A 26558-nucleotide genomic window follows, 5' to 3' on the forward strand; every position below is an offset into this window, starting at 1 on the left:
TGGAGTGCGATCGTGATCGGCATCCTGCTCGCCCATCTCGCGGGCGACTACCTACTCCAGTCCCACTGGATGGCGAACGAGAAGACGAAGCGATGGTGGCCAGCGTGGGCGCACGCGCTCACCTACGGCCTACCGTTCCTGCTCGTCACCCAGTCGCCGGCCGCATTGACGGTCATCGTCGGCACGCACGCGGTCATCGACCACTATCGACTCGCCCGGCATGTGGTGTGGGCCAAGAACTTCATGGCCCCACGCAGTCACTGGCGTCCATGATCGGAGTGCTCGGCGACCGGCTATCCCGAGGACGTACCGCCGTGGCTGGCGGTCTGGCTGCTGATCATCGCGGACAACACGATCCACCTCGTCATCAACGTCGCCGCCGTCCGCTACCTCTAGGAGTCCGTCCCGCCCCCTCCTTCGGGAGGGGGCTTTCGTCATGCCCGCAGACCAGCACTCGCGATAACCGCCTCAGACCGAGGCGGACTTGGGGAGGCGTGACCTCGATAAGATGCCATACGGATGTTCGCCCCTGCCGCCTGCGCGGTGGGGGCCTCTTTGCGTTCGGGGCGTTCATCAATCGGTCGCCACGTGAATCTGAACCGGATGAGCCCCGAACTCAGCGATGGATACCGCCGTTTGTTCATCAATCAGTTCATCAAAGTGCTACTGTTCAAGAACTAATCGGCACCGTTTGATGATCAAAGGAGGGGTGGATGGCCCTGATCGGACTCGTCCGGGTCAGCCTCGACAAGCAGAACACCGAACGCCAGCACGACGCTCTGGATCCGATCTGCCTCAAGGTCTTCGAGGAGAAGGTCAGCGGCAAGCTCATGACCGAGGAGCGGCCTGCACTTGTGGCCGCCCTTGAGTACATCCGTGATGGCGACATGCTCTGCGTGCAGGAAGTCGACCGGCTCGGCCGCAACCTCCTCGAAGGGCTCATCGTCCTGAACGATCTCTTCGAGCGTGGTATCGCCGTCAAGGTGCTCGAGGGCATCGCGGCCGGCGAGCACAGGGAGAGGTCCCTGATCCTCGATCTAGCGCTCGCCCTCGCCGAGGACCGCCGCCGCGACATCGTGAGGAAGACGAAGGACGGGCTTGCCGCAGCCAAGGCCCGAGGTCGAGTCGGCGGACGGCGACCCGTGATGACGGAGCCTCTCGTGATCCAGGCCGTCGCCCTGCGGGACAAGGGATTCACGATCCGACAGATCCAGCCTCACCTCCGCATCACCGAAGGAAAGAACAAAGGCAGAAACCCCAGTGTCGGAGCCATCTCGCAAGCGTTGAGCGCCCACGACGCCGCCATCACCGACCGGCTCAATCCCCAGGAGGACCAGTGACCAGCACTGCCGTAGACCGCGCCGTCTCAATCCTTCGCAATGTCGGCCTGACCCCGCTGGCTGCTGACGAGGCGCGGGGGTTCAAGGCAAGTGGCTTCACCATTGAGCCCGGCCCGGAGGAGGACTCGGTCCGCATCACTGGCGTCGCCAAGTTCACCAGCCAGGACAAGTACGACCAGTGGAACGAGGCCAGGATCATCGCGCAGAAGGCGGTGGACGTCCTCGAACGTCAAGGCGCCGGCTGGGGCGAGCTAGACGGGCGTGAGCCGAACTGGGTGGTCGACGTCTTCCTGCCTAGCGAATAGGCAGTCGTTATGCGCTGGTCCGTGAGATGACGAAGGGAGGCGAGATGGAAGCCGACGAGAAATGCGCACACTGCAAGCAGGCGGGTAAGCACCTGTGGTGGTGTCCGACTAGGCGCCGAGACCACGTCCCCGCCTGACCGCCCTGCCACACTGGTGCCCCGCCGCTGGAGGAGAACCCATGCCGCTGCTCGACCGCCCCGCCCTGTCCGTCGATGAGGCTCGCGTATTGCGGGCGGAAACCTGTCGGGACCTGCTGCTGTACGCGGCCACGTCGTTGATGCTGCTCGGTGGGGCCCGGCCGCGCGAAGTAGGTGAGGCCGTGGTCAGCGACTACGAGTCTGGCGGGGCCGCCCGGATCTGGCTCGGCCGGCGATGGGGCGGCCTGCGTCAGGTCTGTATCGCGCCCTCGGCCGCCCGCGCCATCGACGCCTACCTGACCACGCAGGATGCAGATCCGGACGAGCCGCTGTTCCTCGGCCTGCAGGAGACAAGCACGCTGCATGACCTGGTCCGGTGGGCCGCTGTGCGTGCGGGTGTCGATGCTGGGGTGCATTCGCTGCGCCAGGCGGCGATCGCGGCGGCACTGTATGACGGGGCGCCCGTCAGTCACATTGAGGCGTACTTCGGGATCGGCAAGTGGGTCGATCCGGTCCGGCCCGCGGGGGTGCCGGAGGGCTACGACGTGGCGATGGCCCGCACCCTGGAAGCCGTGTTCGGAGCCTGACCGCCCTGTCACACTGGAGCCACCCGAAGGAGGAGACGTGGCGTCTTCGATTGTTCGCGCTGCCCGCGCCTACTGGCGGTTCAACGAGAGGGTCTGGCTGCTGATCCGTCGCGCGACGGTTCCGCTGCTGGTGGTGGGCGGCATCGCGTCAGTCGCTCTCTGGGCTATCGGCGTCGCGCGGGACAGCACGCCTTTGCAATGGGCACCGGCCGTCTACGCCTGGGTATTTCTCATCAGCTTCCAGCTGGCTCGGAGTCCCCGCTAGCGCCTGATCCCCTGCGCGCTGTCGGCGCCCCGTGCCACACTGGACTTGGTCCTGGTCTCCCACTAGGTAAGTGGCGTAAGCGAGGAGTGGAAGCTCACAGCCCGCCAGGACCGCGGATGCTCGTCTGCCACCGGGAAACCGTGGCACCCGGCATGTCGGCTTAAGCCGGGCGACGCCTCAGCCCCCGCCTTCGGGTGGGGGCTCTTTGCGTTCAGGGCCGCTTCGTGTCCGGGGTCTGATGGAGTGCGCTTCTGGCCGCGTCAAGGAACGCTGCCCGAGAGGCGTCTACCTCACTCCGTGCGCTGATGTACATATGACGTGGGTCATCCTCTGGAGGCCCGACGTACTGGGCACCGAGGCCGGCCGCCAGCTTTTCGACGGTGGCGAGCATCGAGCTGACGGCCTGATCAACCGACTCGGGCCCCAGCATTTGCACCCGTTCGGCAGCTTTGCGAAACGGGCGACGGTGCTCGGTCACGCGCTCGACGCAGGCGTTGAACGCTTCGTCCCAAGAGTCCGTGTCGTTGATTGCCCTAAGGCTCTCGTCGCTGAGCACGCGCTCCTCCAGTCGGGAGATCACTTCGTCCCATGCGGCGATCAGCGCGACGAACGCCTCCTGCCGCTGCCCTCGAAGCCACTGGCCATGCTCGACTTGCGCTTGATCCCGCAGCTGCGAACGACCTATGAACAGGCCGCTGAACGCGCCGATCAACGCGACGGCCGCCGCGGCGGCCATCCCCCACCCCTCAGTCATAGGCGTCATCCTGCCGTACCGGCGCCGGGGCGGACCAGCGGCGGGCGTTCTACTGCCCGCCCTCCTCGTACATGTGCGGCTTCCCGCCCTGCCAGGCGATGACCTCGGAGTCGGCGAGGACCAGCTCCTCCGGGTCGGGTACTTCGATCCGCCGCAGGAACTCGATCAGGTCCCGGTCGCTGTAGGCGATGCCGAGGACGGTGTCGACGCCGTGCACTCGAATCACGACCCGCCGGCCACCCGACGGGCTGATCCGATGTACGAGGATCGGCGCATGCTCCATACGTCCAGCGTGCGACGGGCCGGTCAGTCCAGCACGCCGAGCGCCGTGTCGGGCCGGCAGTGCGTGCACGCCTCAACCCCGTCGGCGAGCGCGCGCCGGGCGGTGTCCCGGGTGGCGGGGTGGCAGCGGGATCGGGTGTCCCAGCAGTGCCCGACGTGGACGCGGACAGGGTGGGCGCCGACACCGATGCCGTGCTCGATCAGCCAGTCCGGCGGCGGGGCGGGCGGCCGGCGGGCGGCTTCGGCGGCCAGGCGCTGCTCCTCGGCGGCGATCCAGCTGCGGGTCCGCTCCAGGTCGCCGACCTGCACCCGCTCCAGGAAGCGGAGGAGGTCGAGGCGGGAAGGCTGCGGATCGGACACAAGTTCGATTCTATGACTTCCGAGTTTTGGGTATCCATAACCCCCTGTCAGGAGTATGTTCTGGGTATCCAAAACCCGGAAGGAGTTCCAGTGGACGACCCCGACAAGGGCGGCAGGCCCGCCATCGGACCGAAAGTCCCAATCAACTTCCCTGCCGACCAGCTCGCCCAGGTCGACGACCTGGCCCGCGAGGCAGGCATCACCCGCGCCGCCTGGATTCGCCAGGCCGTCGCCGACGCCATCCAACGAGAGGAAACCGCCGTGCGCCTGCGAATCACCGTCTCCGACATCCGCCGACTCCTCAGCTCCGGCAGCGAACAGCCCGTCCTGTACGTGAACGTCGAGGATGGCCCCGCTCAGATCGACGTTTGGGCTGGCGCCTACGTAGCAGGCCACTGGCGCATCGCCACCCGCGACGAAATCACCGACATGATCGGCGACAGCCCCTCCGACAGCGACATCCGCGGCATCCTCGGCGACCTCCAGGAAACCGTCAACGAGATCGAGCTCTGACCTGACTCTCCACCGTGGAGACCGTAACGAAGGGGACCGAAGGCTGATGTGCTACACCGACGAGGACTTGGCTTCCCCCGGATTCGAGCCCGAGTGCAGCGGGGGCTACTGCATCCCCACATGCGTCGGCCCCTGCTGCCAGGACTACAAGGCAGCCGAGGGCGACGAAGACGAGGGCGAGGAGGTCGTCTACGTCTACGAGGCGCGCGTCCGCACCCCGCGCGGCGAAGTGCGGACGACCACGGTAGAAAGCACGGCGGATGTTGACCACCCGGCAGACTTGGAGCATCTCCAGCGCCGCCTGCAGAGGCAGGGCTACACGCTGCTCGACCTGACCCGGTTGACTGGCTGAGCGCGCACATCGCCGTTGTCAGTGGCCGGGTCTACCGTGGACACATCAACCGCGAGCATTGCTCCTGACTTGCGGGGATGCTGCGGGCTGCAGCTGCACGATCCCGCCCCACCGGACCCCCACAGGGGGACAGCGCCCGGCGGGGCGGCGGCACGTCAGGCCTCGGGCGGTGCCGGATGCAGGGCCTTCGTCACGACGTCTTTCTCGAGCTTGAGCCGGTTCTCCAGGCCGTACTTCGCCGCATGCTCCGTGACCGCGTTATGGAAAGCATTCGCCGCCTCCAGCCATGGCCGCCACCGCTCCGCTGAGTACGGGCCCTGCTGCGCTTCGATACGCGCTTTCTCGCTGGCCAGCTTCAGCTCGACTAGTCGCTGCCGCGCCGCCGCTTCGTCTACCTGTTCGTCTACCACGCCCGGATCCTAGGCGGCGGGCGGCTTGGTGGGCTGCTCGACACCTGGACGGCCGACGTACCACTCGATGAACCGCCGCAGTTCTGCCGAGCGGTCCGAGTCGGCTCGGCCGGCTGCTGCCGCGAAGTCCTGCCATAGCTCGTCGTCTACGCCACGCAGTCCGCGCAGCTTTTCTTTGTGTTGGTTGGCCATGGGTCGATTCTCTCAGGGTGGTTGACCACCTGTCCAGGGCGTGCCATAGTTAGGCCATCGAGGTGGTTAACCACCTAGGATCTGCGGAAACGGGGAGACGGCAATGGAACTCACCACGGTCACCTACAACGGCACCACCGAGACGGCCATCTCCTCCGGCCTGTTCAGCTGGACCGCTGGCGACCTGACCCTCCGCGTCCGCCCCGACCTCCGCTGGACCGCCACCCGTGGCGAGAAGAACGCCACGGGCACCACCGCCCAGGAAGCAGCCGACGCACTTGCTTCCGCGGAGGCCAAGGCCGAGCGCGTCGCCAAGCTGACCGCCCGCTCCACCAAGGGCCAGATCTTCGCCCGCGAGATGCGCGCCTACCTCCACATCGGCGCCCGCACCCGCCGCTTTGCCAAGCGCTGGACCGCTGACGGCCACCGCGACGTCATGCAGGCCATCGCCGACGCCAACAACTACTGCGGCTCCCTGAATGCCGAGCGCGAGGCCATCTTCCGCACCGCGTTCTCCGCCCTCTGCTCCTGGGAGAAGCACATCGACGGCTACCGCGCCGACGCGGCCCTCATCTCCCACATCAACGCCATGACCCCGCACCAGTTCGTCAGCCTCATCGGCGACATGATCGACGCGGGGATCAGCAACGTCGGCGAAGGCGAGCGGTTCTTCGCCGAAATGTCCCGCCGCCTGTACGCCCAGGCCGCCTAGGCAGCAGGTGTGACAGCGGCCCGCATCGCCGCAGCCCACTCCTCGAGCAGCTCGGCATACCGCGCCGTGTCCGCCCCGCCCGCGGCAACCAACGCCCGAATCTCCGCGTTGATCTCCGCGAGCGGACGCACCGGGCCAGGGCCGGCAGGAGTGGGGGACATGTGTCCGATCTTACGAGCCGCCGCCCACAATCGGTACCGGCCGGCCGCGGCCCCAAAGCACGTCCACGTGCTGGGCGAACCGGTCGTACAGGCCGTCGTCCTCGAGCCGGCGCAGATGGAACAGAGGCGACTCATGCCCGAGACCGTCGCCGATGTGCGGCGTGTACAGCAGCTGATCGTCGAAGACGAACACCGACTGGGACAGGTGCGCGGGTGAATCGCTGAAACGGGCCTCAACGCCGGGAGTCGGACCCATCTTCGCGAGTTGGTCCAGCGTGATCTGGATCCGGGTGGACACCGTCAGCGGGACACCCTCCAGCTCTTCCCGCTGCCGGGTCATCTCTGCGTCGGGATCCCCGAGGAGGAAGCGGATCTCGCAGCCGGCCGCGGCCTTCGCTTTCAGCCGGTCGGCGATCCGCGGGTGGTCCTGCCACAGGAAGTAGCTGGTGTAGCCGGCCATCGTGATCCGCTTGCGCGCCCCGTCGAGCAGGCCCGCCCACACACTGGTCGGGCACAGGTTGCGGAACGGGTACGTGGCGACAATCTCCCGATCATGCCCCAGCTTGATCGCCGACTTCACCGCCTGCGGCCACAGCGATTCCGCACTCACGCCCAGCACCTCAGCCACCCTCATCCGAGTATCGGGATGCGGCGCCCGACCGGCATCGGCCAGCCACCGCTCGACCGTCTTCACGGCCACATCGACTCTACGGGCCAGCGAAGTGGCGGTCATGCCAGCCTCCGCCAGCGCGTCTCTGAGCGCCTGATTCACGATCCCCCCTGGGCCGTCTGGGTGTCCCTGGGACGCTACCGCCAGAGCGTCCCAGGTGTCCCGTCGGGGACGGTAGAAACGTCCCAAGTGGCCGGGCAGAGTGCAGGCATGAGCAAGCCGCCACCCCTCTTCCCCCCACTCCCTCCGGTCGCCGACCTGTCGGAGCAGCAGGTCCGCGGGGCCGCCTGCGTGTACTGCGGGATCCACCTGGACAACGCGACCGCGGTAGATCTCGGCGAGCGGCACGTCAACCGTGCAGGCGCCCCGGTCCGCTGGTTCCCCCGCGCCTGCCCCCAGCACGGGGAGGCGTCGTGACCGCCGGCCGGATCTGCTGCGTCTGTGACCAGCCGATCACCGGCGAGGCGAACACGATCACGCGGCACAGTGCGAGCGGCGCCCGGCCGAACGACTACTCGCACAAGGTCGGCGACCCGGACTGCGTCCCGCGGCGGAGCGTCCCGGCTATGACGGCCCGGTACGCCCGGCGTCGCCCATAAGCTCCCGCCCCTCCTGCTGCGGCGGCTACGGGAGGGGCGGGTGCCAGCCATGTACCGGCCGGTAGGATTGTGTTCGCTTCAACAAAGTTTCAGACGCTTGTTCGATCAGACATTAGTCAAGTGTTGGGTAGAGCCTGACCGTTAGTGGCGAATTCGCAGGTCGGCACCGTGATGCATGTGCATATATCTGTGAACCCTCTGGCGACCAGTGCATGGGGCAGGCAGACTGGGGCAATCGCAGGGAGTGGCCGAAAGGTCACCTATGCAATGAGCGTGGCATCAGGGCATCAGGTCCCGCACTGGGACGCGCACGATACGAGCGATGCGGACGAGGTGGCTGAACCGTGGGTCTGTCTGGCCGTACTCAATGCGTTGGTACGTATTCCTTGGAATGTCGGCCTGCAGGTACACCTGTTCTTGCGTCAGTCGAGCCGCGCGCCGGGCGTCCTGGATTCTAAGGCCGAGCCATCTGAGCGCCTCCTGCTGATCGTCGTGCACCCACAAACGCTGCGGGTTTCATGATCATAAGTCAGCCCCAGGGCTGGGGCTTTTTGTGATCTTGGTCGCCAGTCGACCGATAGGCGCCGCCCTTACTTGGCGCGGCGAAATGAGGCGGGGAGAGTGGAATGACCGAGGCGGACTTCTTGGGGCCGTACAGCTGGGCGCCTGGCGTCTGCTTTCGTCACCCCCTGCTAGGAGAGGTCCAGACAGCGCAGATCGAAGTGCTGCACCCGCGTGGCGCACCTGACGTAGTGGTGCGGGCATGCCGCGAGTGCGTTCTAGAGCTGGAGGCAGATCGCCGGCGGGCGAGGAGCGCCTCGGGTGAGTGCGAAACCGCAGACTGAGCGCCCACCCCTGGGGAGTCGCTGGGGGGAGCGTGGGGAGTGGGGGGTGCTCGGGGAGACCCAGATGCCTCAGTCAGTCTCACTCAATCCAATTCAATGAGACTCAATATCAGCAGGTCATGGCCTCCACAGCGACCCCTGACAAAGAAACTGCAGGCGGCGGACCACCGGGCGACAGAACCCGGCGTACAGCTCCGGTTGTTCTGCACCCGACGAAGCCGAAGGGCCCGTCCCCGTCAGGGGGCGGGCCCTTCGCCGTCCTCGCCGTACGTCCTCGCCGTACGTCCTCGAACCGGCCCGCTAGCGCAGGTGCGAGGTGTCGTTCAGCAGGCGCACCGAGGCGTTGCCGTCGGCGTAGTAGGCCACCGCCGAGAGGGAGGCCGCGGAGAGCTCCATCTTGAACAGCGCCTCCGGCGGGGCCCCCAGCGCGAGCCGGACCAGGATCTTGACCGGGGTCACGTGCGTGACCAGCAGCACCGTGCGGCCCGCGTGCGCGGCCAGCAGCCGGTCCCGGGTCGCCGAGATGCGGCGGGTGGCGGCCGTGAAGCTCTCGCCGCCGCCCGTCGGGGCCGCCTTCGGGGAGTCCAGCCAGGCCTGGAGGTCGTCCGGGAAGCGCTCGCGCACCTCGGCGAAGGTCAGGCCCTCCCAGGCGCCGAAGTCCACCTCGCGCAGGCCCTCCTCGACGGTGACCGTGAGGCCGAGCCGGTCCGCGACGGCCTGCGCGGTCTCCCGGCAGCGGCGCAGCGGGGAGCTGACGATCGTCTGGACGGTGCCGCGCGCGGCCAGGGCCTCGGCCACCGCCGATGCCTGGCGGCGGCCGGCCGGGGACAGCTCCGGGTCGGTGCCGCCGCTGCCGGAGAAGCGCTTCTGCGGGGTGAGGGCCGTCTCCCCGTGACGCAGCAGGACGAAGGTCGCCGGGGTCCCCATGTCGGGGCCCCAGCCCGGCGTGGCGGACGGGGCCCGGGCCGGGCCCGGCGCCGGGGCGGGGACGTGTCCCGATGCGGTGGGGCTTTGCTCCGCGAACAGGGTGTCGGCCCCCGCCTCCTCGCGTGCCGGTGCGGTGGCCGACGTACCGGAAGCCGTGGCGAGGGCTGCCCGTACGGCCGCGGCCCCCTTCGCGGCATCCCCCGGAGGGCCGGCCGGCGGGGTCGCCAGGGCGCGGGCCGCCGAGGCGTCCAGGGCCGCCGAAGAGGCCGAAGGCTCCCACTGCCCGCCGCGCTTGCCCGCGTCCATCGCCTCGTTGGCGAGCCGGTCCGCGTGCTTGTTCCGCTCGCGCGGGATCCACTCGTACGTCACCTGCGCGCGCGGCAGGATCTTCGCCGCCTCCGCCGCGAGGGGCTTCATGTCGGGGTGCTTGATCTTCCAGCGGCCCGACATCTGCTCGACGACCAGCTTGGAGTCCATGCGGACCTGCACCACGGCGTCCGGGGACAGCTCGCGGGCCGCCTTGAGGCCGGCGATCAGGCCCTTGTACTCGGCCACGTTGTTCGTCGCGACGCCGATGTACTCCGCGCGCTCGGCCAGCGTCTCGCCCGTCGCCGGGTCGAGGACGACCGCGCCGTAGCCGGCGGGCCCCGGGTTGCCCCGGGAGCCGCCGTCCGCCTCCACGACGAACCGGGCAAGCCTCCGCATCAGATGCCCGAGTCGGCCGTACGGACCAGGATGCGGCCGCAGTTCTCGTGACGCACGACCTGGTCGCGGGCCGCGGCCTTGATCTCGTTGACCTCGGCCATGTCGAGCTCCAGGCGGCAGCCCTCGCAGCGGCGCTGGTACAGGCGGGCGGCGCCGACGCCGCCCTGCTTGACGCGGATCTTCTCGTACAGAGCCATCAGGTCGGCCGGCATCGAGGCGACGATGACCTGGCGGTCCTTGGTGGCCTTCGCGGCCTCGGCGTCGAGCTCGCCGGTGGCCGCGTCGCGGCGGGCGGTGGCGTCCGTCAGCTTCGCTTCGAGGGCGGCGACCCGATCGGTCAGCTCGGTGACCCGCTCCTGCGCGCCCTCCAGGCGCTCCATGACCTCCAGGACCACGTCCTCCAGGTCGGCCTGGCGCTTGGCGAGGGAGACGACCTCGCTCTGCAGGTTCGCCAGGTCGCGGGCGGAGATGCCCGCGCCGGAGTCGAGCCGCTGCTGGTCGCGGGCCGCGCGCTGGCGCACCTGGTCGACGTCCTGCTCCGCCTTGGTCTGCTCGCGGGCGGCGTCGCTCGCCTGCGTCTGGGCCGCCACGAGCAGGTCGCGCTGCTGCGTCAGGTCCTTGGTCAGGGACTCGACCTCGGTGTGCTCCGGCAGCGACTTGCGCTTGTGGGCGAGCTGAGACAGCCGGACGTCCAGGGCCTGGACGTCGAGAAGTCGGATCTGGTCGGCGGGCTCGGCGTTCAGTTGGGGGCTCCAGAGATAGAAGGGGGTGTGACGGACGGCGCGTGCACCGTCCACGGGTCGGTGACCGTGCGCGAGACGTGGGTGCGCAGACCCCAGCCGTGGCGCTCGGAGATCGCGTCGAGCTGCGCGGCGGCCTGCTCGCACCAGGGCCACTCGGTGGCCCAGTGCGCGGCGTCGACGAGGGCGAGCCGGCTCTGCTCGCGGGCCTCGGACACGGGGTGGTGGCGCAGGTCGGCGGTGAGGAACACGTCCACGCCGGCGGCCCGGACCTGTTCGAAGAGGCTGTCGCCCGAGCCGCCGCTGACGGCGACGGTACGGACGAGCAGGTCGGGGTCGCCGGCGACGCGGATGCCCTGGGCGGTCTGCGGCAGCCGGGCGGCGGCGCGGGCGGCGAACGCGCGCAGGGTCTCGGGGTGGTCCAGCTCGCAGATCCGGCCGAGGCCGCGGCGGCCCTCGGGGTCGGTGGGATCGGGGACCAGCGGGCCGGTGATCCGCAGGTCGAGGGCGCCGGCGAGGGCGTCGGAGACCCCGGGGTCGGCGCTGTCCGCGTTGGTGTGGGCGACGTGCAGCGCGATGTCGTTCTTGATCAGCGTGTGCACGACGCGGCCCTTGAAGGTGCCGGCCTCGACGGTGGTGGTGCCGCGCAGGTAGAGGGGGTGGTGGGTGACGACCAGGTCGGCGCCCAGCTTCACTGCCTCGTCGACGATCTCCTGCACGGGGTCGACGGCGAACAGGACGCGGGAGACCTCGGCGTCGGGATCGCCGCATACGGTTCCGACGGCGTCCCACTGCTCGGCCCGCGAGGGGGGCCAGAGGGCGTCCAGCGCGGTGATGACTTCGGAGAGACGGGGCACAGGCCAAGGCTACCGTCCGTACGGGAGCTGGTCCGTCCCGACGGGGTGGCGGTCGTACGGGGTGACGGTCGTAGACGTCCGGGCGGCGTTACGGGGTCGAACCCCGCTCACCCCGGACGCGCCGCCTTCGCACAGCACAATCGCCCGCGCCGGCAGCGGAGAACCGCCCGGCGGCCACCCGTACGTGTGAAGCGCGGATGGTCGTGTTGTTCGGCCCGAAGTGCGAAAACTAGCTTCCTCCCCGGAGGTGACGCACGGATGACTGTCTGTGCCATCGAGATCACGACGACGGCCCCGTTCACCATCGCCGCGGACGGGTCGTACGCGGCCCGGCTGGCCGGGAACGGGGACGCCCGGTACCCGGAGCGCTGGACCCTGGCCGGGCCCGAACCGTACGCGGTGCCGCTGCCGCTCGCGCAGCCCGAGGAGGCCGACAGCGAGGTGCTGGCGCTGGCCGACGGCCGGGTGCTGATCCACCGGCGGGTCGCGCAGCGGCACGCCTTCGCGCTGCTGTACCCGACGGGCGGCGCCGCGGCCGGCCCGCGGACCGGGGAGCTCCCGCTGGGCTCGGTGGAGCCCGGGCACGAAGGGGTACGGGTGTCCCTGCTGCCCCCGTCCCCGGACGGATGCGGCGCCTTCGCCCTGGCCGCGTCGGCCGCCGGGACCACGGTCTGGCAGGTGGCCGGGGGCCCCTTCGGGCCGGTCGCCCGGATCCCGGGCCGCTGCTCCGGCGGCGTCTGGCTGGACCGGGCGGGCCGGTTGCTGGCGCTGGACCGCGAGCTGGACGGCACCACCAAGGCCGTCGCGGTGGACCTGGGCCGGGGCGGCGAGGTCTCCCCGCTGCTCCAGATCGCGGAGGGCAGCGACGACCGGCTGCTGCTGGCCGACCCCGACAGCGGGCTGCTGCTGATCCGCTCGGACGCCCCGGGCGAACCGCGCCTGGGCTGGGGGGTGCTGGGCAGCTCGCTCCCGGTGCGCTTCCCCGAGTGCCTGCGCGGGGAGGCGGGGACCCCGTTCGCCGTGCAGCCGGGCCAGGCCCTGATGCCGGAGAGCTGCGGGGTCGCGCTGCGGCTGGAGGGCGGTGGGATCGGCCTGTGGCGGCCCGCCGACCGGCACGTGTTCCGGCTCGCCGCGCCCGAAGGCTGGCTCGGCACCGGGCTGTGGAGCCCGCAGGGCCGCCTGCACCTCCCGTACGCGACCCCCGAGACCCCCTGCGGGATCACGGGGCTCACCCTGCCGGTGTCCCCGCCGCCGCCGGTCCGGCTGGACCCGCCGCCGGCGGCCGCGCCCCGGCCCGTACCGCTGCAGCAGGCGCCGCTGTAGCAGCGGCTGCTGCCGTGGCAGAGCCCGCCGCCGGGTCAGCGGCCTTCGAAGGCCAGGTCGCGGGCCGCGTCGAGCGCCGTGGCCACCGCGCCCAGCAGCACGGCGTCCTCCCCCAGGCCGCTCGGCGCCACCTTCGGCCGCAGCGGCGTGAGGGTGCGCAGCGTCTGGCGGACCGTGCGCAGCAACAGGTCGGCGTTGTGGCCGACTCCGCCGCCGAGCACGACGAGGTCCGGGTCGAGTACGGCGGAGACGACCGCGACGGTGTGGGCGAGGCGTTCGCCCTCCTGCTCGACGGCCCGGGCGGCGGCCGGGTCTCCCGCCCGGGCGGCGTCGAAGACGTCCTTGGCGGTGAGCGGCCCGGTCATCCCGTGGGCGCGGGCCGCCTGGACCACGGCCTCCGCCGAGACCGCGTCCTCCATGCTGTCGGCGGTGTGGGCAGTGTCGGCGGTGCGGGCTTCGGAATCCGGTTCGCCGCGGGCCGCCCAGGGCAGGAAGCCGATCTCGCCGGCCCCGCCGTGCGCCCCGGTGAACAGCCGGCCCTCGTTGACGATGCCCATGCCGAGACCGGTCCCGATCATGACGTAGACGAAGAGCCGGCTGTCCGCGCCGACGCCGTACGTGTACTCCCCGAGCGCGGCGAGATTGGCGTCGTTCTGGACGGCGACGGGCAGGCCGAGCCCGTCGCGGATCCGGTCGAAGAGCCCCGGGCGGCCCCAGCCGGGCAGTTGCTGGGCGTACCGGACCCGGCGCTTGTCCTCGTCGTAGACGCCGGGCGTGCCGACGACGGCGTGGGTGACCTTGCGCGGGTCCAGGGCCGAGTCGGCGACGAGCCCGCGGGCGGTGGACACCGCCAGGTCGGCCATCGTGTTCGCGGTGCGGGCCTGGTTGCGGACGTCGCAGCGGGCCACGACGGTGCCGTCGAGGTCGGCCAGCGCCACCCGCAGCCAGCTGCGGCCGATGTCGATCCCGAGGGCGTAGCCGGCCGTCGGATCGGGGGCGTAGAGCACGGCGGTGCGGCCCCGCTCGGGGGCGTGCGTACCGGCCTCCCGGACCAGGCCGGCCTGTTCGAGGGCGGCGAGCGCGCTGGAGACGGTGGGCTTGGACAGCCCCGTCTCCCGCGCGAGCTGCGCCCGCGAGGCGGCCCCGCCGGAGCGCAGCCGCTCCCACAGCAGCCGCTCGTTGGCGCTGCGCTGCCGCTGGGGGTTCCAGGGCTGCTCGGCGCCCTCGTCGCTGCTGGTCATCCGCCCATTCTCGCCCAGCCGGGGCCACGGGGCGGCCTACATCTGCCGGGCCGTCGAGGGGTGGTGGCGTTCCCCCCTAGTCGTGCTTGAGGCCCAGGACCTCCGCCGCGGCGAAGGTCTCGCCGGCCGGGCGGGAGTCGTAGTGCGCAGTGAGCAGTCCGTCCAGTTCCTCGTAGGAGAAGGCCTCCTTCGCGGTGTCGAACTTCGCGGCCACCTTCGGTCGTTCCATCACGACGACGATCCCGCCGTGCACGACGAACAGCTGCCCGTTGGCCTTCGCCGAGGCCGGTGAGGCCAGGTAGCCGACCAGCGGGGCGACGTGCTCGGGGGCCAGCGGGTCGAGCTTTCCGTCCTCCGGGAGCTGGAAGCCGGCGAAGACGTCCTCCGTCATGCGGGTCCGGGCGCGCGGGCAGATGGCGTTGGCCGTCACCCCGTACTTGGCGAGGGCCAGGGCGGTCGAGGTGGTCAGGCCCACGATGCCGCCCTTGGCCGCCGCGTAGTTCGGCTGGCCGGCCGAGCCGCCGAGGAAGGCCTCGGAGGAGGTGTTGACGATCCGGCCGTAGACCGGTCCGCCCGCCGCCTTCGACCGCTCGCGCCAGTGCACGGAGGCGAAGTGGGTGGTGTTGAAGTGGCCCTTGAGGTGGACCCGGATCACCGAGTCCCACTCCTCCTCCGACATGGAGAAGACCATCCGGTCCCGCAGGATGCCCGCGTTGTTGACCAGGACGTCGAGCTTCCCGAAGCTGGTGACGGCCAGCTCGACCAGCTCGCGCGCCTGCTCGAAGTCGGCCACGTCGCCGAGGTGCGCCACCGCCTGCCCGCCCGCGGCGCGGATCTCCTCGGCCACCTCCTCCGCCGGGGCGGCCGAGGCCTCTCCGGAGCCGTCCCGTCCGCTCTGGCCGAAGTCGTTGACGACCACGCTCGCGCCGAGCCGCGCGAGCTCGATCGCCTCGGCCCGGCCGAGCCCTCGGCCGGCGCCCGTGACGATGGCGGACAGTCCCTCAAGTGGGAGTGACATCTACCGGATTCCTCTCGGAGCTCTTGGATCTGTCGGGATGCTGCCGGAACGCTCAGAGTTCGATGCAGGTGCGCAGCGCCACGCCCGTACGCATCTGGTCGAGGGCGTCGTTGATCTCACCGAGGTGCACCCGGTGCGTGATCAGGCCCGCCAGGTCCACCCGGCCCGCCCGCCACAGCGCGATGGTGCGTTCGTACGAGCGGAGCACGTCCCCGCCCCCGTACATCGACGGCAGGATCTTCTTCTCGTCGAAGAACAGCGAGAACATGTTGACCGAGTAGTTGTCGTCGAGCGCGCCCGCGCCGACCACGACGACGGAGCCGCCGCGCCGGGTCATCTCGTACGCGGTGTGCGTGGTGGCGGACTTGCCGACGACCTCGAAGACGTAGTCGAATCCCTCGCCGGCCGTGATCCGGTTCTTGGCGTCGCCGAAGGCCTCCGGTGCGACGGCCTCGGTGGCGCCGAAGCGGAGCGCCGCCTCGCGCCGGGAGGCCACCGGGTCCACGGCGATGATCTGCGCCGCGCCCTGCACCTTGGCGCCCTGGATGACGGAGATGCCGACGCCGCCGCAGCCGATGACGGCGACCGAGGACCCGGCCTCCACCTTGGCGGTGTTGATGGCGGCGCCGAGGCCCGTGGTCACCCCGCAGCCGATCAGCGCGGCGATGTCGTACGGCAGGTCGTCGGGGATCGGCACGGCGCACGCGGCGGGCACGACCATCTCCTCGGCGAAGGTGCCGGTGCCGGCGAAGCCGAAGATGTCCCCGCCGCCCGCGCGGCGGAAGTTGGGCGTGGCCACGTTCGCGAAGGACTCCAGGCACAGGTGGCCCTGGCCGCGCTTGCAGGCGGGGCAGTGTCCGCACGGCGGCAGCCAGCAGACGAGGACCCGGTCGCCGATGGCGTGGGTCGTGACCCCGTCGCCGACGTCGACGATCTCGCCCGATCCCTCGTGGCCGGGTATGAAGGGGGCGGGCTGCGGCAGCACGCCGCTCATCGCGGAGAGGTCCGAGTGACACAGGCCGGTGGCCTTGATGCGGATCCGGACCTTGCCGGGGCCGAAGCCCGCGGTCTCCATGTCGTCGACGACCTCGAGCTTGTCCTGGCCTATCTCGCTCTGCAGTGCTGCGCGCACGGTGCGGCTCCTTGTGTGGTCGGGCGTTACGCGTGTTCGACGACGGTGTCGGCGAGGACCGGCGCGTCGTCCCGTTCGACGGCGGTCACCGAGACCCGGACCTGCCCGGGCTCCTCCCACATCCGGATCCGCAGGGTCTCGCCCGGGAAGACGATCCCGGCGAAACGCGTGCGGTAGGCGCGTACCCGCGAGACGTCCCCGCCCAGCGCCGTGTCGACGACGGCCTTGAGCGTCATCCCGTACGAGCACAGGCCGTGGAGGATCGGCCGGTCGAAGCCGGCCATCTTGGCGAACTCGGGGTCCGCGTGCAGGGGGTTCCAGTCGCCGGACAGCCGGTACAGGAGCGCCTGCTCCTCGCGGATGTGCCGCTCCTCGACCCGGTCGGGCGCCCGCTCGGGCAGCTCGGACGTGACGGAGGGGCCGCGCTCTCCGCCGAAGCCGCCCTCACCGCGTACGAAGATCTGCGCGTCGCTGGTCCAGAGCGGCCCGTCGGCGTCCGCGACCTCGGTGCGCAGCACGATCACGGCGGCCTTGCCTTTGTCGTAGAGGGCGGCGACCTTGGCGGAGGAGGTGGCGCTGCCCTTGACCGGGATGGGCCGGTGCAGCTCGATGGACTGGCCGCCGTGCAGGACGTTGGCGAGGTTGACCTCGATCCCGGGGGCGGCGAGGCCGCCCAGCATGGCCATGCCAGCCCCGGCGACGGTCGCGAAGCTGGGGAGTACGTGGAGCTTGGACTCCAGGGTGTAGCGCAGTTCGTCGGGGTCGGTGGCGGGGCGGCCGGCGCCGAGGCCGAGGTGGTAGAGCTGGATGTCCTTGTGGTCCCAGGCGATGTTCCCCTGGCGGGGGTCCGCGGCGAGGGCCCTGGCGGCATCGATCGGCATTGAGGATGCTGCTCCTTGTTCGGTTCTTCGGTTCCCATTGCGTGGAAGACCTCGGTGCGGCCGTCCGCACCGTCGGCCGCACCGAGGTCGTTTGCGGGACCGGTTCGGTTCTAGAACGCGTTCTAGGATCGAGCGGTGAGGAATGTATAACGCACGCCCCAGCAGTTGGGAAGACTCCTGACTCCACGTCAGGATGAGCTTGGCCGAGGCGTGTTGCCGGGTCCGTACGGGGGCGGCCGCCCTAGTCTGGCCGCGTGGACGAGATGCCGGTGAACCACCGCCCCGCCAGGTCCCTGCGGGTGCTGCTGTTCCCGCCGGATCCGGCGCTGGCGCTGCGGCTGGGGCTGCAGCCGGACATCGAGGTGGTGGCCTCGGCGCTGGCGCGGCCGGCCGTGGCCCTGGTGGAGGAGCTCGCGTCGGTGACGGCGCTGCTGGCGGAGGACCCGGAGTGCCGGGTACTGGTGCTGACCGGTTCGGCGCATCCGGGACTGCGGGACGCGGCGCTGGCGGCGGGCGCGGCGGGCCTGGTCCTGCGCGACGGCCCCCTGGAGGACCTGGCGGAATCCATCCGCCGCGCCTCCCGCGGCGAAACGGTGATCGACCCGTCCCTGTCGGACCCGTAGCCAGGCCCGGCCGCCACCCCGTGGCCCCGGCCGTCACCCGCGTGGCCCCGGCCCCCACCCCGTGGCCCCGCCCGGCCGCTATTTCCGCAGCAGGGTCACCACCGCCGCTCCGCCCAGGCCTATGTTGTGGGCCAGGCCGACCCGGGCCCGCGGGACCTGGCGGGGGCCGGCCTGACCCCGTAGCTGCCAGACCAGTTCCGCCGCCTGCGCCAGACCCGTCGCTCCCAGCGGGTGGCCCTTCGAGATCAGGCCCCCGGAGGGGTTCACCACCCACCGCCCGCCGTACGTGGTCGCACCCGATTCCACCAGCTTCCCGGCGGCGCCCTCCCCGCACATGCCCAGCGCCTCGTAGGTCAGCAGCTCGTTGATCGAGAAGCAGTCGTGCAGCTCGATCACGTCCACGTCCTCGATCCCGAGCCCGGACGCCGAGAACACCTGCCGCCCCGCCGCCTCCGTCATCGGCTTGCCGACCACGTCGATGCACGAGCCGGAGGCGAACGAGGACTCCGTGTCCGTCGTCATCGCCTGCGCGACGATCTCCACCGCCTTGTCGTGCAGCCCGTGCCGCACGACGAACCGCTCCGACACCACCACCGCGGCCGCCGCCCCGTCCGAGGTCGGCGAGCACTGGAGCTTCGTCAGCGGCGCGTGGATCGGCTTGGCCCCGAGGATCTCGTCCACCGTGTACACATCCTGGAACTGCGCGTTCGGGTTGTTCGCCGAGTGCCGGTGGTTCTTCGCCCCGACCGCCGCCAGCTGCGCGGGCGTGGTCCCGTACCGCTCCATGTGCTCGCGGGCCGCGTTCCCGAAGATCTGCGCGGTCGGCGGGGACATCTCGAAGCCGTGCCCGGCGGCCATGATCCCGTAGTGCCGGGCGACCGGCGAGGTCTTGAAGTCGGAGCCCGCGTCGGCGCCGCCGCCCAGCGCACCCTTCTTCATCTTCTCGAAGCCCAGCGCCAGCACGCAGTCGCTGATCCCGCCCTCCACGAACTGCCGCGCCATCATCAGCGCCGTCGACCCCGTCGCGCAGTTGTTGTTCACGTTGTAGACCGGGACCCCGGTCAGCCCCAGTTCGTACGCGGCCCGCTGGCCGGCCGTGGAGGCCTGGAAGCAGTAGCCCACCGGCACCTGCTCCACCTGGTCGTACGCGATCCCCGCGTCCGCCAGCGCCGCCGTCCCCGCCTCCTTCGCCATGTCCCAGTACTGCCAGTCCCGCGACTGCGGCTTCTCGAACTTCGTCATGCCGACGCCCACGATGTACGACTTCATCACTGATGCCCTTCAGTCCCTGGGAAGGCCGAGAATCCGCTCGGCGACGACGTTGAGCTGGACCTGCGTGGTGCCCCCGGCGATGGTCAGGCAACGGGACATGAGCATCCCGTGCACCGCCCGCTCCCCCGCCCCCTCCCGCACCGCGCCCGCCGGGCCCAGCAGTTCGAGCGCGAGCTCGGCGGTCCGCTGCTGGTGCGGGGTCTGGACGAGCTTGCGTACGGAAGCACCGGCGCCCGGCTCCAGCCCCGACACCTGCTGGAGTGTGGTGCGCAGCCCGATGCAGGCCAGGGCGTGCGCCTCGGCGGTGAGCGCCCCGATCCGCGCCCGGTACGCGCCGTCGAGTTCGGCCGAGCGGGCGATCAGCGCCTCCAAACCGGTGTCGAAGGTCATCTGGTCGGCCATGTGGACCCGCTCGTTGCCGAGCGTGTTGCGGGCGACCTTCCAGCCGTCGTCGGGCGCGCCGACGAGGGCGTCCGCGGGGAGCAGGACGTCGTCGAACCACACCTCGTTGAACAGGGCCTCGCCGGTGATCTCCTTGAGCGGGCGCACGTCGATGCCCGGGGTGCCCCGCATGTCGACCACGAAGTAGCCGAGCCCCTTGTGCTTGGGGGCGGCCGGGTCGGTCCGGGCCAGCAGGATCCCGAAGTCGGCGCTGTGCGCGGAACTCGTCCAGACCTTCTGTCCGTTGACCTTCCAGGAGCCGTCCGCCGCGCGCTCCGCCCCGGTCCGCAGCGAGGCCAGGTCCGAGCCCGCCCCCGGCTCGGAGAAGAGCTGGCACCAGGTGACGTCCCCGCGCAGGGTCGCCCGTACGTACGTCTCCCGCTGCGCCTCGGTCCCGTACGCGAGCAGCGAGGGCACGACCCAGGTGGCGATCCCGAGGTCGGCGACCTTCACCCCGGCCGCCGCCAGTTCCTGCTGGACGACGAGCTGTTCGACGGGGCCGGCGCCGAGCCCGTACGGGGGCGGCAGGTAGGGCGCCGCGTACCCGGTGGGCGCCAGGATCCGGCGGGCGGCGGCCGGGTCGAGGCCGCGTGCGTCCTCGATGGCGGTACGGGCCTTCGCGCGATGGGTCTCCGCCTCGGCCGGCAGCTCCAGGCGCAGCTCCCGCCGCGCGCCGCCAGCCGCGAGCCGCACCGCCCGTACGCGGTGCCCGTCCCCGGCGCCGAGCAGCTGCCGGGCGACGATCGCCCGGCGCAGGTGGATGTGGGCGTCGTGCTCCCAGGTGAAGCCGATCCCGCCGAGGATCTGGATGCAGTCCTTGGCGCAGGAGTAGGCGGCGTCGAGGGCGCTCCCGGCGGCGAGCGCGGCCACGAGCGAGCGCACCTCCGGATGCTCGTCCGCCGCCTGGGCGGCGTCCCAGGCCAGGGCCCTGGCCTGTTCGAGGCGTACCAGCATGTCGGCGCACAGGTGCTTGATCCCCTGGAACTGCCCGATGGGGCGGCCGAACTGCTCGCGGACCTTGGCGTACTCGGCGGCGGTGTGCAGTGCCCAGGCGGCGGTGCCGCATGCGTCGGCGGCGAACAGGGCGCAGGCCAGGTCCCGGACGAGGGCCGCGTCGAGGTCGAGGAGGCGGCCGGGTGCCACGGTGACCCCGCGGGCGCGCACCTCGGCGGTGGGCCGGGTCGGGTCGGCGCTGTCGTGCGTACGGATGTACAGCGCGGCGGCGTCCACGGCGAACCAGCACGTGCCGTGCGCGGCTTCGGCGGCGAGCAGGACGAGGTCGGCCTCACCGGCGCCGAGCACCGGGGGCGCGAGCCCGTCGAGCAGGTGCCCGCCGCCCTCGACGGCGACGGCGGTCAGGCTTCCGGGGCCGAGGGCGACGGCTGCGACGCGGGTGCCGTCGGCCAGGGCCGCGGTGAGCGCGTCCGCGCCCGCGCGGTCCAGCAGTACGGAGGCCAGCGCGCTGGGCAGGTAGGGCCCGGGCAGCGCCGCCCGGGCGGCCTCCTCGACGGCGACGGCGAGGTCGAGGAGGGTGCCGCCCTCCAGGTGTGGTGCGAGGAGCCCGGCGGCGGCGAGCCCGTCCCAGTACGCGGGCCGTACGCCGGTCCGCGGCGGGGTCTCCAGCAGTTTGCGCACTTCCTCGGGTGGCACCGCGCGCGCCGCCCAGCCGCGTACGGCCTCGGCCAACTCCCGCTGTTCCTGCGTGATTCCGATGCCCATACGGATCCCTGCCGCCTCTCCGACGCCCCGGCCGGCGCCGGGCGGTCCCCCTGATCGCGGGTCAGAGTAGAACACGTTCCATTCTGACGGAAGGTCAGGTGCGCGGCGGACGGAAGGCGCCGCAGAACCGGCCATGTCCGGAAATCGCTCTAGATCCCTCCGCGCCAAATGACCGAATCTGGGGCGTTGACGCCGACCCCAATTCATTTCAGGAAGGAAATGACCGTGAATTGCATCACGTATGTGGACCTGCACCGGAGCGTCGCCCCGGACATCCAGGCGGAATTGGAGGCGGCCGTCTCGAGCCTCACCCCCGCCTCGGGCAGCGGCGCCGCCAGGAACGCCGTGGGCAAACTCCTCAGGCATCAGAAAATGCGGCATCCCCTCTCGGTGCTCCCGATGATGGTGCACGCCATCGAGACGGGAAATCCCCGACCTGCCGCCCCGCTGGCCGCCGTGCACGTGCTCTGGTGGACCTCGGCCTGCTACCTCGACGACCTCGCCGACGGGCACGGCACGACCGCGTCCGACAGCATGAGCCAGGACGAAGCACTCCTGGCCTCGGTACTCAGCGGCACGGTGCTGCCGATCCGGATCATCCGGTCGCTCCCGGTGCCGCCCGCGGTCCAGGTCGCCCTGACGGCCGAGGTCGCGACGGGCTGGGCTGTGGGCGCCGAGGGCCAGCTGACCGATATCGACGCCGCCGCCGACCTCGCCACCCGGAACTCGGTGATCGAGACCTACCGCGGGAAATCCGGCGGGCCCTACTCGATGGTCACGGCGATGGCGGCGATATTGTCGGGCGCGAGTGACGAAAGAGTCGAACTGTGGCGGGAGTTCGGATACATATTCGGCATCCTGTGGCAGTTGTTCAACGATCAGGAGGACATCCTGACCGGCCGCAATGAAGACCTCCGCAACGGGACGGTCACCTATCTGCTCACGTGCGCCCTCGACGACGCGCCCACACCGCGGGCCCGGGAGGACATCCTGGGCCGGAGCGCGGCGGCGCGCAGCTGCGGGCGGGCGCGCGCGGAGCTCGGCCGCATCCTCCTCGCCCCGGACGTGCTCGACCGGTACGCCGCGGACCTCGACGCCTTCCGAGCCGAGGCCCACCGCCTGCTCACCGCGCTCGGCGGTGACGAGAGCCACCTGCCGGTCATGCGGCACCTCGTGGACCACGCGGCGCGGATGCTCCTGCGGGCACGCCTCGTCCCGGCCGCCGTGTAGGCCCCGTCAGTCGGCGCAGCCGGCGAACACGCCGGGGGCGCAGTTGGTCGGGTAGTTGTCCGCCACGGTGGTGGCGGTCAGCGAGACGGTGCTCGCGTCGTTGAAGATGCCGCCCGGCGCCCCGCCGGCGTAGTTGTTGGTCACCGAGCTGTTCCGCAGGACGAGGGAGGCGCCGGAGATGTTGGAGATACCGCCGCCCGACGCCCCGGTCTCGACGGCCCGGTTGGCGAAGACCGTGGTCCGCTCCAGGGTCAGTGTCGACTGGCGGTTGAGGATGCCGCCGCCCCCGTCGTTGTCCTCGGCCGTGTCGTTGCCCTGGACGAGGGTGTCCGTGACGGTCCCCGTCAGCATGAAGGCGCTGATGCCGCCGCCGTCGAGCCTGGCGGCGTTGTCGGTCACCCGGCTGCCGGTGAGGGTCAGATTGCCGCGCGCCTCCAGCCCGCCGCCGGCGTCCTTCGCGGTGTTGCCGGTGATGGTGGTGTTCGAGATGTTCGCGGTGCCGGAGCTGTAGACGCCACCGCCGTTGTTCGTGGAGATGTTGTGGCTCACGGTGCTGTTGCGGAGGTTGAGCGTGCCGGAGCTGATGATGCCGCCGCCGGCTCCTGAGAGCGCCGAGACGTTCGCGGTCACCGTGACCGAATTGAGGGTGAGCACGCCCTGGTTGGCGATCCCCCCGCCGCCCGCTCCGCCGCTCTCCGACCGGCCGCCGCGGATCGTCAGGTTGTTCAGGGTGAGCCTGCCGTTCGGGGCGGTGACCTCGAAGATCCGGAACCCGGTCGCCGACCGGCGGCGGATGGTGCTGCCGTTGCCCACGATGGTGATGTCGCCGGTCACCTGCGGCAGCCCGTTGCCGGGGTTGTCGGGGGCCGCGAGGGTGTACGTGCAGCCGGGCGCGAGGAAGAGGTGCGCGGGCCCCGCGACGGTGTTGGCCGTGGTGATGGCGCTCGCGAGCGCGGCGGCGGTGCACGGTACGAACTGCTGCGCGCGGGCCTCGGCGGCGGGCAGGGCGACCACGGTGGCGAGGGCGGCCGTGGTGGCGGCGAAGACTCCGAGTCTGAACATGGCGGCCAAAGTACGCACATCGGATAAGCGGACTGCGGGGCGGAAAAGGACGCGCCGGAGGCGGTCCCCCTGAGGGGGGAGCCGCGCCCGCCAGTCGGACGGGCCGCGGGGAGGCGTCCGCCCCGGCCGGCGTGACGCCCGGCACCCGACCCACCGGTAACACCGCAGGCGGCGTACGGCACGATGGACCGCCACACCCGCGTACCCGCCGGAGGAACCCCATGGCCCCCGCCACCCCCAAGCCGGAGACCCTCGCCGCCTTCGAGGCCGCCAAGGGGTTCATGCCCGTACGCGAGGGCCTCGCCCTGTACGAGGCCGCCGCCGCGGCGGCGGCGCTCGGGCTGCCGCTGCTGGAGGTCGGCACGTACTGCGGGCGTTCCACGATCCTGCTGGCCGACGCCGCCCGCGAGGCCGGGGTGGCCGCGATCACGGTCGACCACCACCGGGGCAGCGAGGAGCAGCAGCCTGGCTGGGAGTACCACGACCCGACCGTCGTGGACCCGGAGGTCGGGCTGATGGACACCCTCCCGACCTTCCGCCGCACCCTCCACAAGGCGGGTCTCGAAGACCACGTCATCGCGATCGTGGGCCGCTCCCCGCAGGTCGCGGCGGCCTGGGGCGGCAAGCTGGGCTTCGTCTTCATCGACGGCGGCCACACCGACGAGCACGCCGCCGGCGACTACGAGGGCTGGGCCCCGCACGTCGCCGAGGGCGGGATCCTCGCCATCCACGACGTGTTCCCCGACCCGGCCGACGGCGGCCAGGCCCCGTACCGGATCTACCTCCGCGCCCTGGCCTCCGGCGCCTTCGAGGAGGTCTCGGTCACCGACTCCCTGCGCATCCTGCGCCGCACCGCCCCGGGCGTCTGAGGGCTCCCACCCGGCGGTCACACCCGGCGGACGCACGTATAAGCAGATAAGCGCACCACGCCCCCATATGGCCCACGGTCCGCGCCGACGGCGGGCGGCCGGTCTAGCATCGCGGCGTGCGCTACGACGACAGTCCCCCATCCCCCGAGTCCGCCTCCTCGGTCAGCCCGGAGCGGCGGTGGTTCGCGCGCCGCTCCGGCCTCGCCGTCGGGGCCGCCGTACTCGCCCCGACCCTCCTGGCGGGGTGGGTCCTCGTCCAGCTGACCACCGGGGCGGGGGCGGACGACGCCCGCCCGCCCCGGATCGTGATGCCGGCCGCCTCCCCCACCGTCACCCCGACCCCGAGCGCGAGCGCGAGCGCGAGCGCGACCGCCCCGCAGGCCAAGGGCCCGCTCGCCGGCAAGACCGTGGTCATCGACCCCGGCCACAACACCGGCAACTTCGAACACACCTCCGAGATCGACAAGAAGGTCGACATCGGCACCGCCCGCAAGGAGTGCGACACCACCGGCACCACCACCAACGCCGGTTACAAGGAAGCCGAGTTCACCCTCGACGTGTCCCGCCGGCTGCGCACCGTCCTGGAGGCCAAGGGCCTCAAGGTGGCCCTCACCCACGAGGCGGACCGCGCCTGGGGCCCGTGCATCAACGAACGCGCCCGCATCGGCAACGAGGCCGCCGCCGCCGCCGTGGTCTCGGTCCACGCGGACGGGGTCTCCGAGGGCAGCCGCGGCTACCACGTCATCCTCCCTGCCAAGGTCAAGGGCGGCGCCGCCGACACTGCCAAGATCGTCGGCCCCTCTCGGGACCTCGGCGAACGCATCGGCTCGAACTTCGCCCGGACCACCGGCTCCGCCCCCGCCAACTACCTCGGCAGCGGCACCGGCTTGGTCGTCCGCGACGATCTCGGCGGACTCAATCTCTCGACACAGCCCAAGGTGTTCATCGAATGCGGCAACATGCGTGACGCCAAGGACGCGGCGCTGCTGACGAGTCCGGAGTGGCGGCAGAAGGCCGCCCAGGGCATCGCGGACGGCATCGTCGGCTTCTTGGGCGGGTAGTCCCCCGGGGACAGCCTGCCGCCCCGATCCTCTCGGTTGCCGGGAACCTCCGTACCATGGTCCCGCCCGCCCCGCTCCTGCACGTGCGCGACCGCGGCACCACGAGACGACCGAGACCGAGAAGGACACCTAAGACGTGAACATCCGCTCCCTCACTCGAGGCGACGGCGTGGTGATCGGAGCAGCGGCGCTGCTGTTCATCGCCTCGTTCCTCGATTTCTACTCCGCGACCGGCGTCGACATGCCGAGCGCGTGGGACACCGACGCGTACGGTCTGGCGCTTCCCGCGATCTTCCTGCTCGGCTTCATCGCGGCCGGTCTGCTCATCGCGGGCCGCTTCCAGCCGGAGACCTTCAAGCTCGCGGGCCTGCCGCTGGCCGCGTGGGGGACGGTGCTCGCGGTCGCGGCCGCGTGGTCCTCCCTCTGGTCCCTGATCGTCAGCCCGAGCAGGTTGAACGTCGGCCCCGGCTCCATCATCGCCTTCCTCGCCACCCTCGCACTGGCCGGCGTCGCCGTCGCGGGCGCGAAGATCCCCGCGCTCGCCGGCGGGCTGGTGCCCGAGCCCAAGCCCGTCGCCCCCGCGCCGTACGGGGCCCAGCCCCAGCCCGGCACCGGGTACGGCTACCCGGGCGCCCAGCAGCAGGGCCAGCCGTACGGGTCCGCCCCGCAGCCGGTCCCGCCGTACGGCGGTACCCCGGCTCCGGCCCCGGCTCCGGCCCCGGGTCCCGGTCCTGGTCCGCAGGACTCGGCGCCCGCCCCGGCGGCGGACTTCACCCCGTTCTGGTTCGCGGTCCCGGTGGCCCGCCCCCTCTTCCCCGAGGACGGCTCCCCCACCCCGATCGCCGAGCTCGCGCCGGGCACCTGGTACCTGGCCGTGGACCAGCGCGGCCCGGCCACGCTGATCGCCCAGACCCAGGACGGCCGCCGCGGCGTCCTGAACGACACCTCGGGCATCCAGCGCGGCTGACCCGCC

General features: G+C 71.3%; 33 protein-coding genes. 15 read left to right on the top strand and 18 right to left on the bottom strand.

Annotated elements, in window-relative coordinates; translation table 11 throughout:
- Positions 1-12 precede the first annotated feature (12 nt).
- The 5 genes from ACIQU4_RS15735 (at position 13) to ACIQU4_RS15755 (ending at position 2634) form a co-directional block, all read left to right on the top strand.
- Positions 13-273 carry a DUF3307 domain-containing protein gene (locus tag ACIQU4_RS15735; RefSeq protein WP_403730141.1) on the top strand — a complete coding sequence of 87 codons (261 nt, stop codon included), beginning with the start codon at positions 13-15 and terminating at the stop codon, positions 271-273.
- 440 nt (positions 274-713) lie between these two features.
- Positions 714-1340 carry a recombinase family protein gene (locus ACIQU4_RS15740; protein WP_403730144.1) on the top strand — a complete coding sequence of 209 codons (627 nt, stop codon included), beginning with the start codon at positions 714-716 and terminating at the stop codon, positions 1338-1340.
- Positions 1337-1645, top strand: coding sequence for a hypothetical protein (locus ACIQU4_RS15745; protein WP_403730147.1), 309 nt, complete (start codon positions 1337-1339; stop codon positions 1643-1645). The genes ACIQU4_RS15740 and ACIQU4_RS15745 overlap by 4 nt, the downstream gene beginning before the upstream one ends.
- A 178-nt stretch (positions 1646-1823) precedes the next feature.
- The gene (locus ACIQU4_RS15750) at positions 1824-2369 is read left to right on the top strand and encodes a hypothetical protein (RefSeq protein ID WP_403730149.1); all 546 of its coding nucleotides are present in this window, start codon (positions 1824-1826) and stop codon (positions 2367-2369) included.
- Positions 2370-2406: 37 nt separating this feature from the next.
- Complete coding sequence (locus tag ACIQU4_RS15755; RefSeq protein WP_403730152.1) at positions 2407-2634, top strand: hypothetical protein; 228 nt, start codon at positions 2407-2409, stop codon at positions 2632-2634.
- Between the two features lie 211 nt (positions 2635-2845).
- Here the strand turns inward: ACIQU4_RS15755 and ACIQU4_RS15760 are convergent, their stop codons facing one another.
- From ACIQU4_RS15760 to ACIQU4_RS15770, 3 genes are all read right to left on the bottom strand, one after another.
- Positions 2846-3370, bottom strand: a complete 525-nt coding sequence (locus tag ACIQU4_RS15760) for a hypothetical protein (RefSeq protein ID WP_403730155.1) — start codon at positions 3368-3370, stop codon at positions 2846-2848.
- A gap of 67 nt (positions 3371-3437) precedes the next feature.
- Positions 3438-3671 (bottom strand): hypothetical protein, encoded by a 234-nt coding sequence (locus ACIQU4_RS15765; RefSeq protein ID WP_403730158.1) that lies wholly within the window; start codon positions 3669-3671, stop codon positions 3438-3440.
- A 23-nt stretch (positions 3672-3694) separates the two neighbouring features.
- Complete coding sequence (locus ACIQU4_RS15770; protein ID WP_403730161.1) at positions 3695-4030, bottom strand: DUF6233 domain-containing protein; 336 nt, start codon at positions 4028-4030, stop codon at positions 3695-3697.
- A 90-nt stretch (positions 4031-4120) separates the two neighbouring features.
- Here ACIQU4_RS15770 and ACIQU4_RS15775 point away from each other — a divergent pair, with 90 nt between their 5' ends.
- A complete protein-coding gene (locus ACIQU4_RS15775; protein ID WP_403730166.1) occupies positions 4121-4543 on the top strand; it encodes a CopG family transcriptional regulator in 423 nt (140 codons plus the stop codon).
- Positions 4544-4589: 46 nt separating this feature from the next.
- Positions 4590-4895: a hypothetical protein gene (locus tag ACIQU4_RS15780; protein ID WP_403730169.1), complete on the top strand. Its 306-nt coding sequence runs from the start codon at positions 4590-4592 to the stop codon at positions 4893-4895.
- 155 nt (positions 4896-5050) lie between these two features.
- Here ACIQU4_RS15780 and ACIQU4_RS15785 read toward each other — a convergent pair whose 3' ends face one another.
- Entirely contained in the window at positions 5051-5305 is a 255-nt protein-coding gene (locus tag ACIQU4_RS15785; RefSeq protein ID WP_403730172.1) for a hypothetical protein, read from the bottom strand.
- Between the two features lie 9 nt (positions 5306-5314).
- On the bottom strand, positions 5315-5497 hold the full coding sequence (locus ACIQU4_RS15790; protein ID WP_403730175.1) for a hypothetical protein: 183 nt from the start codon (positions 5495-5497) through the stop codon (positions 5315-5317).
- 103 nt (positions 5498-5600) lie between these two features.
- On the opposite strand from ACIQU4_RS15790, the gene ACIQU4_RS15795 reads away from it, so the two are divergent.
- Positions 5601-6209 carry a hypothetical protein gene (locus ACIQU4_RS15795; RefSeq protein ID WP_403730178.1) on the top strand — a complete coding sequence of 203 codons (609 nt, stop codon included), beginning with the start codon at positions 5601-5603 and terminating at the stop codon, positions 6207-6209.
- On the opposite strand, the gene ACIQU4_RS15800 is transcribed toward ACIQU4_RS15795, so the two are convergent.
- A complete protein-coding gene (locus ACIQU4_RS15800; RefSeq protein WP_403730181.1) occupies positions 6206-6370 on the bottom strand; it encodes a hypothetical protein in 165 nt (54 codons plus the stop codon). The two genes, ACIQU4_RS15795 and ACIQU4_RS15800, sit on opposite strands and share 4 nt — an antisense overlap.
- A gap of 10 nt (positions 6371-6380) precedes the next feature.
- Positions 6381-7142, bottom strand: coding sequence for a helix-turn-helix domain-containing protein (locus ACIQU4_RS15805; RefSeq protein WP_403730184.1), 762 nt, complete (start codon positions 7140-7142; stop codon positions 6381-6383).
- Between the two features lie 108 nt (positions 7143-7250).
- Here ACIQU4_RS15805 and ACIQU4_RS15810 point away from each other — a divergent pair, with 108 nt between their 5' ends.
- The gene (locus ACIQU4_RS15810) at positions 7251-7457 is read left to right on the top strand and encodes a hypothetical protein (protein WP_403730186.1); all 207 of its coding nucleotides are present in this window, start codon (positions 7251-7253) and stop codon (positions 7455-7457) included.
- Between the two features lie 461 nt (positions 7458-7918).
- On the opposite strand, the gene ACIQU4_RS15815 is transcribed toward ACIQU4_RS15810, so the two are convergent.
- From ACIQU4_RS15815 to ACIQU4_RS15830, 4 genes are all read right to left on the bottom strand, one after another.
- On the bottom strand, positions 7919-8137 hold the full coding sequence (locus ACIQU4_RS15815) for a helix-turn-helix domain-containing protein (protein ID WP_403730189.1): 219 nt from the start codon (positions 8135-8137) through the stop codon (positions 7919-7921).
- Between the two features lie 647 nt (positions 8138-8784).
- Positions 8785-10116, bottom strand: a complete 1332-nt coding sequence (locus ACIQU4_RS15820; protein WP_403730191.1) for a bifunctional RNase H/acid phosphatase — start codon at positions 10114-10116, stop codon at positions 8785-8787.
- Positions 10116-10859: a zinc ribbon domain-containing protein gene (locus tag ACIQU4_RS15825; protein ID WP_403730930.1), complete on the bottom strand. Its 744-nt coding sequence runs from the start codon at positions 10857-10859 to the stop codon at positions 10116-10118. Before ACIQU4_RS15825 ends, ACIQU4_RS15820 begins: the two co-directional genes overlap by 1 nt.
- The gene (locus tag ACIQU4_RS15830; protein ID WP_403730193.1) at positions 10856-11713 is read right to left on the bottom strand and encodes a Nif3-like dinuclear metal center hexameric protein; all 858 of its coding nucleotides are present in this window, start codon (positions 11711-11713) and stop codon (positions 10856-10858) included. The genes ACIQU4_RS15825 and ACIQU4_RS15830 overlap by 4 nt, the downstream gene beginning before the upstream one ends.
- Positions 11714-11971: 258 nt before the next feature.
- Between ACIQU4_RS15830 and ACIQU4_RS15835 the strand changes: the two genes are divergently transcribed.
- The gene (locus ACIQU4_RS15835) at positions 11972-13036 is read left to right on the top strand and encodes a hypothetical protein (RefSeq protein WP_403730196.1); all 1065 of its coding nucleotides are present in this window, start codon (positions 11972-11974) and stop codon (positions 13034-13036) included.
- Positions 13037-13071: 35 nt separating this feature from the next.
- Here ACIQU4_RS15835 and ACIQU4_RS15840 read toward each other — a convergent pair whose 3' ends face one another.
- The 4 genes from ACIQU4_RS15840 to ACIQU4_RS15855 form a co-directional block, all read right to left on the bottom strand.
- Complete coding sequence (locus ACIQU4_RS15840) at positions 13072-14277, bottom strand: ROK family protein (protein ID WP_403730199.1); 1206 nt, start codon at positions 14275-14277, stop codon at positions 13072-13074.
- Between the two features lie 76 nt (positions 14278-14353).
- Positions 14354-15295, bottom strand: coding sequence for a 3-oxoacyl-ACP reductase (locus tag ACIQU4_RS15845; RefSeq protein WP_403730202.1), 942 nt, complete (start codon positions 15293-15295; stop codon positions 14354-14356).
- Positions 15296-15347: 52 nt separating this feature from the next.
- A complete protein-coding gene (locus ACIQU4_RS15850; RefSeq protein WP_053693365.1) occupies positions 15348-16427 on the bottom strand; it encodes a Zn-dependent alcohol dehydrogenase in 1080 nt (359 codons plus the stop codon).
- A gap of 26 nt (positions 16428-16453) precedes the next feature.
- Positions 16454-17308 carry a MaoC/PaaZ C-terminal domain-containing protein gene (locus tag ACIQU4_RS15855; RefSeq protein ID WP_403730205.1) on the bottom strand — a complete coding sequence of 285 codons (855 nt, stop codon included), beginning with the start codon at positions 17306-17308 and terminating at the stop codon, positions 16454-16456.
- Between the two features lie 263 nt (positions 17309-17571).
- Here ACIQU4_RS15855 and ACIQU4_RS15860 point away from each other — a divergent pair, with 263 nt between their 5' ends.
- Positions 17572-17931, top strand: coding sequence for a DNA-binding response regulator (locus tag ACIQU4_RS15860; protein ID WP_403730933.1), 360 nt, complete (start codon positions 17572-17574; stop codon positions 17929-17931).
- Between the two features lie 78 nt (positions 17932-18009).
- On the opposite strand, the gene ACIQU4_RS15865 is transcribed toward ACIQU4_RS15860, so the two are convergent.
- Both ACIQU4_RS15865 and ACIQU4_RS15870 read right to left on the bottom strand, forming a co-directional pair.
- Positions 18010-19200 (bottom strand): lipid-transfer protein, encoded by a 1191-nt coding sequence (locus ACIQU4_RS15865; RefSeq protein WP_403730207.1) that lies wholly within the window; start codon positions 19198-19200, stop codon positions 18010-18012.
- Between the two features lie 12 nt (positions 19201-19212).
- Positions 19213-21363, bottom strand: a complete 2151-nt coding sequence (locus ACIQU4_RS15870) for an acyl-CoA dehydrogenase family protein (protein ID WP_403730210.1) — start codon at positions 21361-21363, stop codon at positions 19213-19215.
- Positions 21364-21582: 219 nt separating this feature from the next.
- Between ACIQU4_RS15870 and ACIQU4_RS15875 the strand changes: the two genes are divergently transcribed.
- Positions 21583-22593: a polyprenyl synthetase family protein gene (locus ACIQU4_RS15875; RefSeq protein WP_403730212.1), complete on the top strand. Its 1011-nt coding sequence runs from the start codon at positions 21583-21585 to the stop codon at positions 22591-22593.
- 6 nt (positions 22594-22599) lie between these two features.
- On the opposite strand, the gene ACIQU4_RS15880 is transcribed toward ACIQU4_RS15875, so the two are convergent.
- Complete coding sequence (locus tag ACIQU4_RS15880; RefSeq protein ID WP_403730215.1) at positions 22600-23655, bottom strand: right-handed parallel beta-helix repeat-containing protein; 1056 nt, start codon at positions 23653-23655, stop codon at positions 22600-22602.
- Positions 23656-23876: 221 nt separating this feature from the next.
- Here ACIQU4_RS15880 and ACIQU4_RS15885 point away from each other — a divergent pair, with 221 nt between their 5' ends.
- From ACIQU4_RS15885 to ACIQU4_RS15895, 3 genes are all read left to right on the top strand, one after another.
- Positions 23877-24524 carry a class I SAM-dependent methyltransferase gene (locus tag ACIQU4_RS15885; RefSeq protein ID WP_403730218.1) on the top strand — a complete coding sequence of 216 codons (648 nt, stop codon included), beginning with the start codon at positions 23877-23879 and terminating at the stop codon, positions 24522-24524.
- 116 nt (positions 24525-24640) lie between these two features.
- Positions 24641-25585, top strand: a complete 945-nt coding sequence (locus ACIQU4_RS15890) for an N-acetylmuramoyl-L-alanine amidase (RefSeq protein WP_403730221.1) — start codon at positions 24641-24643, stop codon at positions 25583-25585.
- 136 nt (positions 25586-25721) lie between these two features.
- Entirely contained in the window at positions 25722-26552 is an 831-nt protein-coding gene (locus ACIQU4_RS15895) for a hypothetical protein (RefSeq protein WP_403730224.1), read from the top strand.
- Positions 26553-26558: the final 6 nt, after the last annotated feature.

The sequence above is a fragment of the Streptomyces sp. NPDC090741 genome, assembly GCF_044769045.1.
In the GTDB taxonomy this organism is placed as follows: Bacteria; Actinomycetota; Actinomycetes; order Streptomycetales; family Streptomycetaceae; genus Streptomyces.